Here is a 13,822-nt window from a genome sequence, read left to right as displayed (position 1 = left end):
CTGAAATGCGCAATAAATACACCTCTTGCTAGTGGCTAAAAAAGCTAGGATCACAAAGACAACCGCTATTTTCTTTCTGGCCCCACTTCTTAGCCCTACTTTTTAGAGCGTTTGTTGCAGAATTGATAAGGAAAAGGATAGGGCCTGAAACCTATGACTTGTTGAATGACCTACCAGTTTGAAGAATACCGACGGCCATAAATCTAGTTGCGCCACTTAGTCGCAGTCCGTTCTTCGCGAGCAAACCATGTGGGCTGAGGAGAGCTTCTGCCTTCGCCCTAATAGCTTCCATAGCCAGATATGCTGCAAAACCTTTTCGCGTAGTACTAAAACGGGGTAGTTGCATCTGTTTCTCAGTAATCCTTACCTTAACCACGTATCGGAGCGCTCAGCAGCTGTGCCTTGGTTGCGCAGAAGTGCTTTCGCCCGCCCGCGGTCAACTGCAGGTGCCAGAAAAGCAGATCTGTTTATCCTGAGTAAGCATAGCCCAGGTTAGGCTACCGACCTAGGCCTTCCGGCGGCACTCGCGATACTCTCGTTTGCCTTTCTGTACTTACGCTCTTGGCCCTTGTTATGGATATCCCCCCTGTTTCCGTACCGTCCTTACGTGCTGATCCGCTGTGGCATACTCGCTTCGCGCAGTGGCTGCACCACGCCCCGCAACCCGTCTGCGTGCTGGTGGGGTCCGACTTTGTCTATGAACTCGTCAACCCGGCCTATCAGCGCTTGGCCGCGGGGCGGTGCCTACTGGGCTTGCCTATCCTGCAGGCCCTACCTGAGTTGGCCACCCATGTGATACCACAGTTGCTACGGCAGGTCTACTCCACGGGTGAAACGATCGAAGGCCGGGAATTACTCGTGCCCCTAGCCCAAGAGGAGGGCGGTCCCCTCGCACAATGCTACTTCAATTTCACCTACCAGGCCCGGCGCGACGAGCACGGGCAGGTGGACGGCGTAGTGGTTTTCGCCCACGAGGTGACCGAGCAGGTGCTGGCGCGCGAACGCTTGCAAGCCCTGAATCAGCAGTTGGAAACCCTAGTCGCGCAGCGCACCCGCGAGCTGGCACAGCAACAAGCTTTTCTGCAACTGGTCGTGGATACCTTGCCGAATCTGGTATACGTCGTGCAGCAGGATGACGAACTCGTATTTCGCAATGCCGCCTTTGCGCAAGCCAGTAGCTGTTTTCACTGCTCCCCACGAACCCCTGATGGTGGCAATGAGGGTGCCCCGGGCCAGCAACTGCGCACCTGGCACCAGCACGTGTTCGCCTCGCAGCAGCCCCTCACGGCCGAGTTGCCCGTCCCACTGCCTTCCGGGCAAACCCACTATCTGCAGGTGCAGATGCATCCCTTTCAGGACGGGGACGCAAGCCCCCAGATACTGGTGGTTGGCACGGATGTGACGAGCCTCAAGCAAGCCCAGCAGCAGGCCGAAGCCCAAGCCCGCACGCAGGAAACCTTTCTCGCTCGCTTGAGCCACGAGATCCGTACCCCACTCAACGGCGTGCTGGGCCTAACGACTTTGCTGCAGAAAACCCAGATGTCGGCTCCGCAGCAGCAGTACGTGCAGACGCTCCAGCACGCCGGGCAGCACTTGCTCACCCTCGTCAATGAGGTATTGGATCTGACTAAGCTCTCCACCGCGCCGCTACCCCTGGCCCAAGAGCCGCTGGCGGTCGGACAGGTGCTGCAGGAAGCCGCCCAAACCCTGGCCGCCGTGGCCGAGCAACAGGGGCTGGCGCTAACGGTACGCGAGCCGACCCCGACGCCGCTCTACGTGTTGGGCGACGCCTGCCGGCTACGCCAGGTACTACTGAATCTAGTGGGCAATGCGCTCAAGTTCACCGCGCAGGGGTGGATACAGCTCGGAGCGGTCATGCTCGCCGACACTCCGACGCAAGTGCGGGTGCGCTTCTGGGTGCAGGACTCCGGCGTCGGTATCGCAGCCGGGGAGCAGGAGCAGATCTTTGACGCCTTCGCCCAGGCGAGTGCCCCCGGCTCGTCGCCGGCGAGCGGCACCGGCCTGGGCCTCACCATTAGTGCGCAACTTGTGCAGCAGCTCGGCGGCCTGTTGCAGGTCTGCAGCGTCCCGCAGCAAGGGACTACGTTCTCTTTCACCCTCTCCCTGCCGCGGGCCGCGTGCGGCCCGGTCGAGGCCCCCGGTGCTCCGGTCAGCTACGAAGCGCTGCGAGGCCGACGCCTGCTGCTGGCCGAGGATAACCTAGTCAACCAGTGGATTGCCCTGATGATTCTCGAACACTGGGGCGTGCAGGTGGAAGCCGTCACGAGCGGCACGGACGCCTTGGCCCGTCTGCAAAGTCAGCCCTACGATGTTGCTCTACTCGACATCCAGATGCCGGGGCTGAGCGGGGTGGAAGTCGCGCAAGCCGTGCGGCAACTGGCTGATCCGCGGCGGGCGACGATCCCCCTCATTGCGTTGACGGCCAATGCCTTCCAGGCCGATCAGCAACGGTATCTGGCGTCCGGCCTGGATGCGTGCTTGAGTAAGCCGTTCGAGGAAGAAGGGTTGGGTCGTCTGTTGTTGCAGTTCCTACCGCCGGAAGCCGATCGCGCCCCTACGACCTGAGCAGGGGCAAAGGAGGTGGCTACAAGTGGGGCGTAAGTCGAGATTCAAAGTCATTAGGGCGACGTACTCCAGGGCCAAATGGCGTTACTGCGGGGCGTTATAGGAAGTGCTGTAGCACCTGCTTGTTAACTGGGCTTCTTCGAATTTGGAGAGACTACTGCCGGCGACTAATTCGGTTGTAAGGCAGTAACCGCTGGGGAAAGCGCACCCGTAGACAACGTAGCCGGAAGCATCTTGCTTATCTGCCAATTGTCTGAAGGCAACAGTTGTCACGTCCCCGGCTCAGCAAACGAAATCGGCTAGGTGAGTAGACGCCCGCGCCCGGCGTAGGTGGTTGTATCGTAAGCCAGCTCACAGAAGAAATTAGCGAGTTGATAGGACTGTATGGCCTGATACTCCTAGCCCAGCGCTGGGCTAGGAGCATTCTGATTCTCTCGACACAGAACATGGCGGCTTGTTGTAGCAGCGGCAACGCACGAAAGCGCGCCAGAGAAACAGCAGCCGATTGGGTAGAGGGCGTCATAGCCGGCTGATCGTCGGAGCAGTGAGGACCACAGCCTCTTCGAGCGAGGAAGCATAGCATAGGGTGGCGCATTCCCCCGCTAATGTCTGGTGCAAAGCTTGCTGGACGCGCTCCGAGGCCTGACACAAGACCAAGCACATGCCTCGCCGGCGCAGCCGCAGCTGACACGACCAGAGCAGCCAAGCCGCCGTAGCCGAAAGCGTATCGAGCAGGCGGCAATCCACCCACACGGCGGGCCGGCCGCTGCAACAGGCTCGCATCAAGTGGTCGGCCAGTTCCGCTTCGTTCGAGGCGCCAGCATCGGGGGCCAACGCCAGCAAATAGCCAGTTGGGAGAGCTTCGTGATAAATGACCATGGAGGAACCGTCAAGAAACTAGCAAAGAAGCAACACCTCAAAGATCAGACAGGTAAGCATGCACCGGGTCTGGGTTTATACCTAATTAGGGAGTCCAGCTATTACTGAATTTTCACTGCGGGTTAGCCTCAAGCCGTGCCCTGACTACGCAGCAAGCCAAGTAGCCTAATGCTTATCTAGCCCCGGTTTCACCCCGTTCGACCTACCTGACGCGTGTTGCACCACGCTTACCGAATAGCTGCGCGATGCGTACCCCTGGCCCTGACCGCGGTGGCCAGTGCTTGATAGCCGGTGTGGCTATCTATCTACTGTGACAAACCAAACCTCAGTGGTAGCTTACGTCGCTATGGGCACCTGGCACCGCCCGTTCCACGGGTCCTATGGTGGGGCAAACGAGTAACGTACACAACAGGCAACGGGCTCTACTTTGAGTCAACGCCAAGAACTGAAGCGCAGCCAACGCCTTCACCGGCAGACACCGGTGCCTAACCTCGAAACTGCGGAGTAGTACTGGTCGAAAACTAGTAGAAAACAAGTGGTACAAGTGGTTGGCCGTAAGCCGGTAGCTGTACTAACTTCACGGCTACCGTTCAGCTATATTATTGTTTTTCAATCAAATAGCTGAAGTATATACAGCGGATTCTAATTCCTGGCTGCTACCTTGAGCGCATATCTGCTGCTATTTGGTGCTATGGAATCCCCTGCCGACGCCCACCCCGAACAATTTCCACCCCCGACTCAACCAACCGCGGAGCAGCTGCTCGCTGCCTTGCCCTGGGGCTTGCTGATGCTAAATGAACACCAAGTCATTCAGCGCATCAATCAGCAAGCTGCCCAGTGGTGCGGGGTTCCTCCCGAAGCCTTGCTAGGGCAAGCGCTGGCAGAAGCGGACCTGCCCGCGGCCGTCCGGGATACGCTGCTCTCCTTGCTGAAGCCAGACGAGGCAGCAACCCGGGAGATATTTCTACCGCGACAGAAGCAGTGGATTGCGCTCTGGGCCACTCCGATATCCCCCGGCTGGATGCTCTATGGCCAGGACATCACCGCCCAAAAGCAACGCGAGCAGCAGTACCAGGCCCTGGCCGAAAACACCCCCGACGTACTTACCCGGTGGGGGCCCGACCTGCGCCTACGCTATGCCAATAGCGCCTTTGCGGCTAAGGCTGGGCAACCTCTGGACGCGCTGCTCGGCCGCACCTTCGCCGAGATGGACGTGCCGGCCGATATTACCGGACCCTACTTGGCCGCCCTGCAGCGCGTATTCGACACCAGCCAGCCGCAGGAACACTATAATCCGTTTCCTACGCCGCACGGAGAGGTGCAGTATTATTCCCGCCTGGTACCCGAACTGCGCGATGGGCGGGTGGAAACCGTGCTCGGCATTGCCCGCGACATTACGGCCCTCCAGCAGAGCGAAGCCGCCACGCGGCAGCTACAGAGCGAGCTGGCTCGGCAGGCCACGGACCAGTACCAGACCCTGTTCCACGCCATGGACCAGGGCTTTTGCGTGGTGGAAGTAGTCTTCGACGAAACGAGCTGGCAGGCCATCGATTTCCGCTACCGGGAGCTCAACCCGGCCTTTGTCCACCAATCGGGCCTGCCGGCCGACACGCTGGGCCGCAGCATCCGCGAGTTGCTGCCCGACCTGGACCCGTTCTGGTTCACCACCTACGGCGCGGTCGCCCGCTCGGGCGAGCCGCAGCGCTTCGAGCACCACGTGCCGCAGGTGAGCCGCTGGTTCGACGTGCACGCCTTCCGGGTGGGGGCGCCGGAGGCCCGCCAGGTCGGCGTGCTCTTTCACGACATCACCGCCCGCAAGCAGCAGCAGCAGCAGCAAGCGTTCCTGCTTGGGTTTTCCGATGCCTTACGGGCGGAAACGAGTGCCCCCCACGTGGCGTACCGGGCGCTCGGCCTGCTGTGTGCGCAGTTGCAGCTCGACCGCTGCTACATCGGTATCTATGACCTAGCCCAGGACCGTGGCATTTTCCCCCAGCAGGTAGGCAACCACCGCATACCCCCCTTGCCCGCCGAGGTGCGCTTGTCGGATTTTCCCGACGCCCTGCGCGTGGCCTATGATCGGACGTTGGTCATCGACGACCTAACCCACACCGAAGGTCTTTCCGACACGGACCGCCAGAACCTGGGGGCGCTCGGTATGCGGGCCCTCGTCGCCGCCACGCTGCGCCGCGGGGCCGACGAGCCGCAGTGGGCCATCGTCGCCCTGTCGGCGGACGTGCGGCCCTGGACGCCGGGCGAGGTGGCTCTGCTCGAAGCAGCGACCGAGCGCACCTGGGCGGCCCTGGAGCGCGCCCGCGCCGAAGAAGCCCTGCGCCAGTCGGGGGAAGAGTTCCGCCTGCTGGTCACGACCACCTCTGACACGGTGTACCGCCTGAGCGCCGACTGTACGCAGCTCGAGCAGCTCCTCGGCAAAGACTTTCTGGCCGATACGCTAAGCCCCTCCCGCACCTGGACGACGCAGTACATTCCGGACGAGGACCTGCCGCGGGTGCAGGCCGCCATCGCCGACGCCATCGGCCGCAAAGGCCCGCTGGCGCTGGAACACCGCGTGCGGCAGGCCGACGGCACCGTGGGCTGGGCGCATACGCGGGCCGTGCCCGTGCTCGACGCGCAGGGCGAGGTGACGAGCTGGCTGGGCGCGGCCACCAACATCACGGCCCGCAAGCAGGCCGAAGAAGCCCTGCGCGAATCGGAAGAGCGGTTTCGCGCCGTGGCCAACCTGGTGCCCGACTTGCTCTGGCGCAGCACCCCCGACAGCGACACCACCTGGTACAACCAGCGGTGGTACGAATACACGGGCCAGACGCCCGCCGAAGCCGCCCGCTACGGCTGGACGGACGTTATTCATCCCGATGACCGGGCCGCCTCAAGCCACCGCTACCACACGGCCGTGGTTAGCGGCCAGCCGCTGGGGCAAGAGCACCGCATCCGCTCGGCGCAGGGCGAGTACCGCTGGTTTCAGGTACAGGCCCGTCCCCTGCTGAGCGAGCACGGCACGGTCAGGGCCTGGTACGGGGCCGCGACGGACATCCACGCCCGTAAGCTGGCCGAGGAGGACGTACGCCACACCGAGGAGCGGCACCGCGCCGAACTGGAGCAACAGGTGGCCGCGCGCACCCAGGAGCTACAGCAAAGCCGCGACCTGCTGCACGGCATCGCCGAGTCACAATCGGCTTCCATCAGCGCCTTCAAAGCCGTTCGCGACGCGCACGGCCACGTCGTGGACTTAGAATACATCTTCATCAACACCCTTACCCAGCAGATTGCGGGCGGGCGGGAGCTGGTGGGCCGGCGCTACCTGGAAGAATTTCCGGAAGCCGAAACCGCCGGCTTTCTGACTTCCTTCCGCCGCGTGATTGAGACCGGGGTTGGCGAGGACCGGGAGTTGCCCTACCACGACGACCAACTCACGGTCTGGTTTCGCAGCAACGCCACCAAGCTCGACGACGGCGTGCTGGTGGTGGGTGAAGACATCACGCCCCGCAAACAGGCCGAGCAGGAGCGCCTGAAAACCCTGCGCCTGCTGGAACAAGCCGAAGCCGTGGCCGGCCTGGGTAGTTGGGATTACGACCTGCTGAGCCAGGAGTTTCGGTGGTCCGATGGGATGTACCGGCTGTTCGGCTTGCCGCTGGGTCAGCCGGTACAGCCTGCCATCTATTTGCACTACGTGGTGGACGAAGACCGGACCCGGGCGGAGGACTTGGTGCACCGCATGCAGACCGGCAACGGCACCTTTGAGGAAACGCTGCGCCTGCGCGTGGGCGAGCAGGTGAAGACCGTGCGTGTCAAGGCTGTGGTGCTCCGCGACGAGGCCGGCCAGCCCGTGCGGGTGCTAGGCGTGGATCTGGACATCAGTGAGCTGCAACGCCTCGAAGCCGACAACCTGCGCCTGCGCCTGAGCCAGCAGCAGGCCCTGTTCGAAGCCGTGCAGGCGGCGCAGGAAACCGAACGCAAGCGCATGGCTGAGAGCTTGCACAACGGCATCGGCCAGATCCTGTTCGCCACCAAGCTGCGCCTGGACCAGTTGCACGCCCCAGTCCTGTATACGCTTCCTACCCTGGTAGCCGCCCGCAATGAGGCTGACCAGTTGCTAAGTGAGGCCATCCGCCAGACCCGGGCTCTCTCGCACGAACTGGTGCCCCTGACGCTGGAGCGGTTTGGCCTGCGGGCCGCCCTGCAGGATATTGGCCGCACGATGAGCACCCCGCAGCTGCGCCTGCGCTGCCACGTGCTGCTCGACGAGGACGCGGCTCCTCTCTCACTGCCGCTGCAGCTAGCCCTCTACCGCATGGCCCAGGAACTGGCCCTCAACATCAACAAGCACGCCCAGGGCGCCACGGAAGCCAACTTGGAGTTGGAAACGATGCCGGGCTGGGTGCTGCTGCGAGCCGAAGACAACGGCCCCGGGTTTGGCGCGAAGAACACGGCCGCTGGATTGGGGCTGCGCAGCATGCGCGACCGAGTTGTCCTGCTCGGCGGCCAGTTGGAAACCGGTGCCGTCCCGGCTGGTGGGGCGTACGTCCGCATCCGAATTCCCCTACCTACTTCTGCTACCTTATGATCCGCTTATTCCTCGTCGATGACCACGCCATCTTGCGCATTGGCCTACGGACCCTCTTTCAGCAGCAAGCCGACCTACAGGTAGTCGGGGAAGCGGAAACCGGCGAGCAGTTGCTGGCTCAACTGCCCACCACGCCCTGCGACATCGTGCTGCTGGACCTGCACATGCCCGGGCTCGACGGCCTGGCTACCACCCAGCGGCTGCGCGCCGAGTTCCCGACCGTGCGGGTACTGATTTTGTCGATGGCCGACCACGAACGCGCCATCGGGCAGGTCCTGGCGGCCGGGGCCCAGGGCTATGTGCTCAAAAACGCAGGCCACGACGAGATTGTAGTGGCCGTGCGGGCCGTGGCGGCTGGTAAGCGGTTTTTGTGCTCGGAATTAGGGCTCACGATGCTGGAGAAAGTGCTGACGGAAGTACCGGAAGTTACTACCCAGCCCGTGAGCGGCCTCACAATGCGAGAGCAGGAAATCCTGCGGCTGGTGGCCGACGGGCTGATCACTGCCCAGATTGCTGACAAGCTGTTTACCAGCCCCCGCACGGTGGAAACCCATCGTCAGAACATCATGGAAAAACTGGCGCCAAGAACACTGCCGCGCTAGTGAAAACTGCACTCACAAAGGGCTGGCTGAGGTGAATTCCCCTGCTCGTCGACGATGACGACACCACTAACACGCCAGCGCTTCTATGCTTAACGATCAGGTGCTCCCAATCCTTTTAGGAGAATGGCTGTCACCCAAGCAGCATCGTTAACACTAGCTGATTGAAGTGAGTCAAAAACTACTGATTTTACCTTGGAATAGTACCTAATCTACAACTCCGTAGTTGGTGCAAATTAGTTCTGGAAATAAGAAATCCATGTGTTTAATCTATTCATAATCAATATAATAAATAGATACATTATTCCCGCTAACGAAGCTAAACAACGTATGCGTGGGATCATCAGGTTTCTTTTCCGAGCGTATGCAACAACGTGGCCGGACAGGCATTCCTAAGCCGGCAGTTTTACTTTTCCACCCCCTTACGCTTGTCTTATGTTCGATAAACTCGAAACCCTCGATGATCTGTTCGAGATGCAACTCAAGGACCTGTACAGCGCGGAATCGCAGTTGGTGAAAGCCCTGCCCTTAATGGCCGAAAAGGCCAAAGATGGCCGCCTGCGGGCCGGTTTTACGAAGCACCTGCATGAAACAGAACAGCAAGTGCAGCGCCTGGAGCGTATCGGTCAGTCGATGGGCTTAGACCTAGACGGGCACACATGTAAGGCCATGGCTGGCCTCATTGCCGAGGGGCAGGAAACCATGTCGGAGCGCGCTACGGAAGAGGTGATGGATGCGGCTCTAATTGCAGCGGCGCAGCGTATCGAGCATTACGAGATTTCCGGTTACGGCACAGCGGCGCATTTTGCCGAACGACTGGGTCAGCAAGAAACGGCGGACTTACTGCGTCAAACTTTAGAAGAAGAGCAATTCACCGATACGAAGCTCAATGAATTAGCCATCAATTATATCAATCAGAAAGCCGAATAAATACACTTCGATTTATCTCGTAGCGAGCCTCTGTTACAGACCATGTGTAAACGGGCCGGTAACAGGGGCTTACTGCTATGCTAAATTGCTGCTCTGGCTAGCGCGGAGCAGCATATTCTTCGCTCAGCAGGTGTGCGGCGAGCAACGTTCCAACCGCACGATTGCACGATTAGGTATAAACCTAGATCGGGGTGCCGCGGCCTACCAGACCCTTAGCACGTTGTTTCTTCGTTTCCTTGGCGCTTTCTCCATGGTCGTTTATCACGAAGCTCTGCCAACCGGCTACTTGCTGGCCCTGGCGCCCGATGCGGGTGCAACTACAGAAACCGAACTAGCGGATCACCTAGCGCAGGCCTGTCGTAGCGGCCGACCCGCCGTGTGGGTGGATTGTCGCCTGCTCGATACGCTTTCCCCCACGGCGGTGTGGCTGCTGTGGTCGTGTCAGCTACGGCTGCGTCGGCGAGGTATTCCTATGGTCATATGCCGAGCTTCAGCACGCGTGCAGCAAGTGCTGCAGCAGACGCTGGCCGGCGTCTGCTCTGGGCTCCCCCAAGCCCAATCGCTTGACCAGGCCGCTGCCTTGACGGCTGCCATAAGCCGCCACCCATGAGGTCTGCTGCTTTGCCCGCTACCATCTCCCTGGAGTGCTTTCGCGCCTGGCCCTTGCCCCAACAAGCGGCTCTACTGTTTGCCGAAGGCACGCTGCTGGCCTGCCGCTGGGAAACTCACCGCGCGGTGGGGCTTTACCAGCTGGCCGATTTCTTTTGTGAACTTTCCTACGATACGACGACGTACGCGTTGCGTGAAACGCGAGCATTTACACATCTAACGGACTTCGTTTGACCAAGTGGGGCCATGGCTTCTTGGTAGACGTCAGGAGAGTATACGCTTCTCGACGAGCAACTCGGTGAAAGAGCTGGCAAAAAGAATGAACCTCCAATTAATTTACTACCTGAGCACCAGCACCCCAAGCTAGCTTAAAAGCTAAACGAACTTTATCCGTATTCAAGCAACCTGCCTGAGTGGCCTCGTGGAGTGCAGCAGGCATGATACAACTTGGGGCACCATAAGGATAGCATACTCTAGGCCACCCCTTGTGAAATGACAATTGCTTGAGAAAGCCTTTTATCTTATTGATTTAGGTAGCATTTTGCTTTATGCCACGAGGATAGTAATGCGTAAGGGTTGCTGCTTTCGGGCGTGGCTGATATGTACCCGATTCAGACTATCCTGAGTAGACCCATCTTCTTGTAGCTGAATTGAAGAGGGAAAGCAAACTGCTCACGCCGCTGGGCTGCGTTGATGGGGTTGGTAGAGGTAATGCAGTTCACCTCTTGGGTCTGACCGCCACCCATCCTCCTGCCACCACTGGGCCGGGCGGTTGCCCTGGGCCAGCAGATACTTGAGGACCGGGTGCAGTGGTTAGTGCGCGGGTCTCGGCCGGGGCCGTGGTCGTCTCCCTAAGCGGCAAGCTGTATCTTCTCCATGTGCGGGATAGCCTTTGATAGCAACCGGAAATAAAAGTACGTAAACTGCTAAACCATTCCTGGTCGTCGTTACGCGAAAAAGCGGCACATGTAGCACCCGTACCGCCCACTTTCTTCCCTTTGCCGCTTCTCTCTTTCGGCGCTTGGCCCGTATACCCCGCTATGAAATCAGCTGACGGGTATCACGCTCTCGAAACGGAGTTACGCGCGGTGCGGGCGAAACTAGAACGGCTGGAGGCTGACCGTATTGACAAGGCGGAGCACCAGGCGCTGACCGACCGCTACCAGGAAAGCCAAGTCCGGTTCCGGACCATCTTTGAGAACGCCCCCTTTGGGCAGAAAATCATCGCCTCGGACCTCGTGATCCGGCAAGCTAACCAAGCGGTGCTGGACATGCTCGGCTGTGCTAGCCCGGAGGAAGTAGTCGGCCATCAAATCAAGGAGTTTGCCCACCCCGACTACCGCGACGACTGGCACTTTCTGCAGCAGCGGCTCTGGGCCCACAAGCTGCCCCACTTCACGTTGGAAACCTGCCTGGTACGCACCGATGGGTCCTCTTTTTGGTGCCAGGTCACCTCGATGCGCTTTCCCGACAACGGGGAAGAATTAGGCTTCACGCAGCTGGAAGACATCAGCGACCGCAAGGCCCTGGAACTATCCCTCAAGCGCCTCTACGACGCGCAGGAAACAATCCTGCATTTAATCACCCACGACGTCAAAACGCCCATCGCCCACATTCAACTGCTGACCGACCTGCTACAGCGGCAAGTGGAGGCGGCCACGTTCGCGACGGACGACGCAACAGACACGGCCAAGTACCTGGCCCTGATTCGCCGCTCCTGCGCCGACGCCAACAAGCTGCTGGGCGATGTGCTGCTGCTCGGCTCACTCGACACCACCCAGGTAAAGAAGCAGCCCACCAACTTAGGCGCCCTGCTGGAAAACCGACTGGCGGCGCACCAGCTAACAGCCCACGACAAGGGCTTGGCGCTGGTTCTAGACGTGCCCTCTCAGCCCCTGCAGGCCAACCTGCACGCCGATACCTTCCAGCGGGTGGTGGACAACCTGGTGAGCAACGCGCTCAAGTTTACCCCGGCCGGGGGCCGCGTGACGGTGGGCCTGCAAGAATGCCCGGGCTGTGTATTGCTCACGGTGCGCGATACGGGCATTGGCATTCCCGAGGCGCTGCAAGCCAGTCTGTTCGAGAAGTTTAGTCCCGCAAGTCGTTCCGGGGTGGGAGGCGAGGCCAGCACCGGGCTGGGCTTGTTTATCACCCGGCAAATTGTGCAGCTGCACCGCGGCAAGCTCTGGGTAGAGAGCCAAGAGGGTGCCGGCAGTTGCTTTTTTGTGGAACTGCACTAGCGGGCCAGTAAGCGCGAGCCGGCTTCCGCGTTCCCAACGAGTCTTTATCTCTTGCCTTAGCTGGGAAAATACGTAGGTCAGCCTCTGCATTTATACGTAAAAGCTGGGCGGTGCGCGTTTGTTTGCGCGCCCAGGGCTACTACGGTAAATTAAAGCTCGTACTTCCTAGGTAGCTGCAGAAACACGGTGCGGCAACGAACTTGCCCATGAAAAAGATCGCCAAGGTGCTCTTAGTCGATGACGACTCAACTGCCACGTTTCTGAATGAGCAGCTGCTGCGCCGCTTGCAGGTCGCCGAACAGCTATTGGTGGCACGCAACGGGGTGGAAGCACTACACGCGCTGGAACAGGTCTGCGCCGAACCGGCGGAGCTGGTCGGCCCGCTGCTCGTGTTGCTAGACCTACACATGCCGGTCATGAACGGGCTAGAATTTCTGGCAACGTATCAGCAGCACCCGCTCGCGCAACAATGCCCCGCCGTGATTGTCGTGCTCACGTCCTCGCAGCATCCTCGCGACTTAGAGCGCCTCCACACCTTGCCTATCGCGGTTGAGGTTCTCACCAAACCGCTCACCAGCGAAAAAGTACACGCCATTCTGCAGCGCCATTTTCGCTAGCGCCTATAGGAGTTGGCAGCGACACCTCATTTCTACGGTCCTAATGAAACAGGATTTTGGGAATAGTGCTGGGGGGGCTTTCCCTTTTGTTTCTTGGAATTGTAGTTAACATAAAGTTGCTTCTCGGGCAGCGCAAAGCGCCTGTTTAAATCACCGTTAAAGTGAACACTGTTTAGACGGCAGTCTTTTCTGCTGGTGCCCGCGTGAACAGGTCCTTAAGGATGATTACTGCGGCCCCTACCTCCAGGCCCAACGCAAGCAGTTCCAGTAGGATGGCCCCGCGTGGATTGGAAGACCCGACCAGTTTAAGTAGCTGCATCGCCACTTGCCACGTGACCGCCGTCACCAACAGGAGCTTGACCCAGCGGTACCCGGCCCACACGCCCGCGCCAAGGGCAGCCTGCACCAGCAGCGTAACCCCGAACGTGCCCCCATACACCAGGGGGCTCATACCGACGACAGGCAGGAAGAGCAGGACGGGCAAGGCGCGACAGGCAAAGCCCAAGAGGTAAAGCTTTGCGGCCCGAATGTCGTTTTTGCGAATGGTAACAGCCATCAGGGACGTGCGGGTTAAGTCGGGTATGCCCGGCGCACGATCGCGCAGGATTCTGAGCCGGGAAGTGCTGTCGTAGAAACGCGTCTTTCGGTAAACGCCTAGCAGGTGGCCGGCACCAGGTGCCAACAGACCCCTTTAGCGCGGAGCGAATGTAAGAAATCCGTCTGCGATTCCTAGTTCACGAAATGCGTCGAGAGTAGGAGTTTCGTGAACTCAATAGCAGACGC

10 protein-coding genes are annotated in these 13,822 nt (G+C 60.1%); 8 read left to right on the top strand and 2 right to left on the bottom strand.

Features of this window, described 5'->3' with window-relative positions; translation table 11 throughout:
- Nucleotides 1-573: 573 nt before the first annotated feature.
- Nucleotides 574-2,586: a hybrid sensor histidine kinase/response regulator gene (locus MTX78_RS24880; RefSeq protein WP_243803511.1), complete on the top strand. Its 2,013-nt coding sequence runs from the start codon at nt 574-576 to the stop codon at nt 2,584-2,586.
- A gap of 519 nt (nt 2,587-3,105) precedes the next feature.
- On the opposite strand, the gene MTX78_RS24875 is transcribed toward MTX78_RS24880, so the two are convergent.
- Complete coding sequence (locus tag MTX78_RS24875; RefSeq protein ID WP_243803510.1) at nt 3,106-3,465, bottom strand: STAS domain-containing protein; 360 nt, start codon at nt 3,463-3,465, stop codon at nt 3,106-3,108.
- Nucleotides 3,466-4,156: 691 nt separating this feature from the next.
- Between MTX78_RS24875 and MTX78_RS24870 the strand changes: the two genes are divergently transcribed.
- From MTX78_RS24870 to MTX78_RS24840, 7 genes are all read left to right on the top strand, one after another.
- Nucleotides 4,157-8,044: a PAS domain-containing protein gene (locus MTX78_RS24870; RefSeq protein WP_243803509.1), complete on the top strand. Its 3,888-nt coding sequence runs from the start codon at nt 4,157-4,159 to the stop codon at nt 8,042-8,044.
- Nucleotides 8,041-8,646 (top strand): response regulator transcription factor, encoded by a 606-nt coding sequence (locus tag MTX78_RS24865; protein WP_243803508.1) that lies wholly within the window; start codon nt 8,041-8,043, stop codon nt 8,644-8,646. The genes MTX78_RS24870 and MTX78_RS24865 overlap by 4 nt, the downstream gene beginning before the upstream one ends.
- Before the next feature lie 432 nt (nt 8,647-9,078).
- Nucleotides 9,079-9,573, top strand: coding sequence for a YciE/YciF ferroxidase family protein (locus MTX78_RS24860; protein ID WP_243803507.1), 495 nt, complete (start codon nt 9,079-9,081; stop codon nt 9,571-9,573).
- An 85-nt stretch (nt 9,574-9,658) separates the two neighbouring features.
- On the top strand, nt 9,659-10,183 hold the full coding sequence (locus MTX78_RS24855) for an STAS domain-containing protein (protein ID WP_243803506.1): 525 nt from the start codon (nt 9,659-9,661) through the stop codon (nt 10,181-10,183).
- Nucleotides 10,180-10,416, top strand: a complete 237-nt coding sequence (locus MTX78_RS24850) for a hypothetical protein (protein ID WP_243803505.1) — start codon at nt 10,180-10,182, stop codon at nt 10,414-10,416. The genes MTX78_RS24855 and MTX78_RS24850 overlap by 4 nt, the downstream gene beginning before the upstream one ends.
- 806 nt (nt 10,417-11,222) lie before the next feature.
- A complete protein-coding gene (locus MTX78_RS24845; RefSeq protein ID WP_243803504.1) occupies nt 11,223-12,422 on the top strand; it encodes a PAS domain-containing sensor histidine kinase in 1,200 nt (399 codons plus the stop codon).
- A 206-nt stretch (nt 12,423-12,628) separates the two neighbouring features.
- Nucleotides 12,629-13,039 carry a response regulator gene (locus MTX78_RS24840; protein ID WP_243803503.1) on the top strand — a complete coding sequence of 137 codons (411 nt, stop codon included), beginning with the start codon at nt 12,629-12,631 and terminating at the stop codon, nt 13,037-13,039.
- Between the two features lie 172 nt (nt 13,040-13,211).
- On the opposite strand, the gene MTX78_RS24835 is transcribed toward MTX78_RS24840, so the two are convergent.
- On the bottom strand, nt 13,212-13,595 hold the full coding sequence (locus MTX78_RS24835) for a hypothetical protein (protein WP_243803502.1): 384 nt from the start codon (nt 13,593-13,595) through the stop codon (nt 13,212-13,214).
- Nucleotides 13,596-13,822: the final 227 nt, after the last annotated feature.

Source organism: Hymenobacter tibetensis, from assembly GCF_022827545.1.
Taxonomy (GTDB): Bacteria; Bacteroidota; Bacteroidia; order Cytophagales; family Hymenobacteraceae; genus Hymenobacter; species Hymenobacter tibetensis.
This window is presented reverse-complemented; position numbering and strand designations above follow the sequence as displayed.

Bases quoted from the DNA above. Each gene is read 5' to 3' on its own strand.
- MTX78_RS24870 (WP_243803509.1), top strand. From the start codon at position 4,157: ATGGAATCCCCTGCCGACGCCCACCCCGAACAATTTCCACCCCCGACT.
- MTX78_RS24845 (WP_243803504.1), top strand. From the start codon at position 11,223: ATGAAATCAGCTGACGGGTATCACGCTCTCGAAACGGAGTTACGCGCG.
- MTX78_RS24835 (WP_243803502.1), bottom strand. From the start codon at position 13,595: ATGGCTGTTACCATTCGCAAAAACGACATTCGGGCCGCAAAGCTTTAC.
- MTX78_RS24850 (WP_243803505.1), top strand. From the start codon at position 10,180: ATGAGGTCTGCTGCTTTGCCCGCTACCATCTCCCTGGAGTGCTTTCGC.
- MTX78_RS24880 (WP_243803511.1), top strand. From the start codon at position 574: ATGGATATCCCCCCTGTTTCCGTACCGTCCTTACGTGCTGATCCGCTG.
- MTX78_RS24865 (WP_243803508.1), top strand. From the start codon at position 8,041: ATGATCCGCTTATTCCTCGTCGATGACCACGCCATCTTGCGCATTGGC.
- MTX78_RS24860 (WP_243803507.1), top strand. From the start codon at position 9,079: ATGTTCGATAAACTCGAAACCCTCGATGATCTGTTCGAGATGCAACTC.
- MTX78_RS24840 (WP_243803503.1), top strand. From the start codon at position 12,629: ATGAAAAAGATCGCCAAGGTGCTCTTAGTCGATGACGACTCAACTGCC.
- MTX78_RS24875 (WP_243803510.1), bottom strand. From the start codon at position 3,465: ATGGTCATTTATCACGAAGCTCTCCCAACTGGCTATTTGCTGGCGTTG.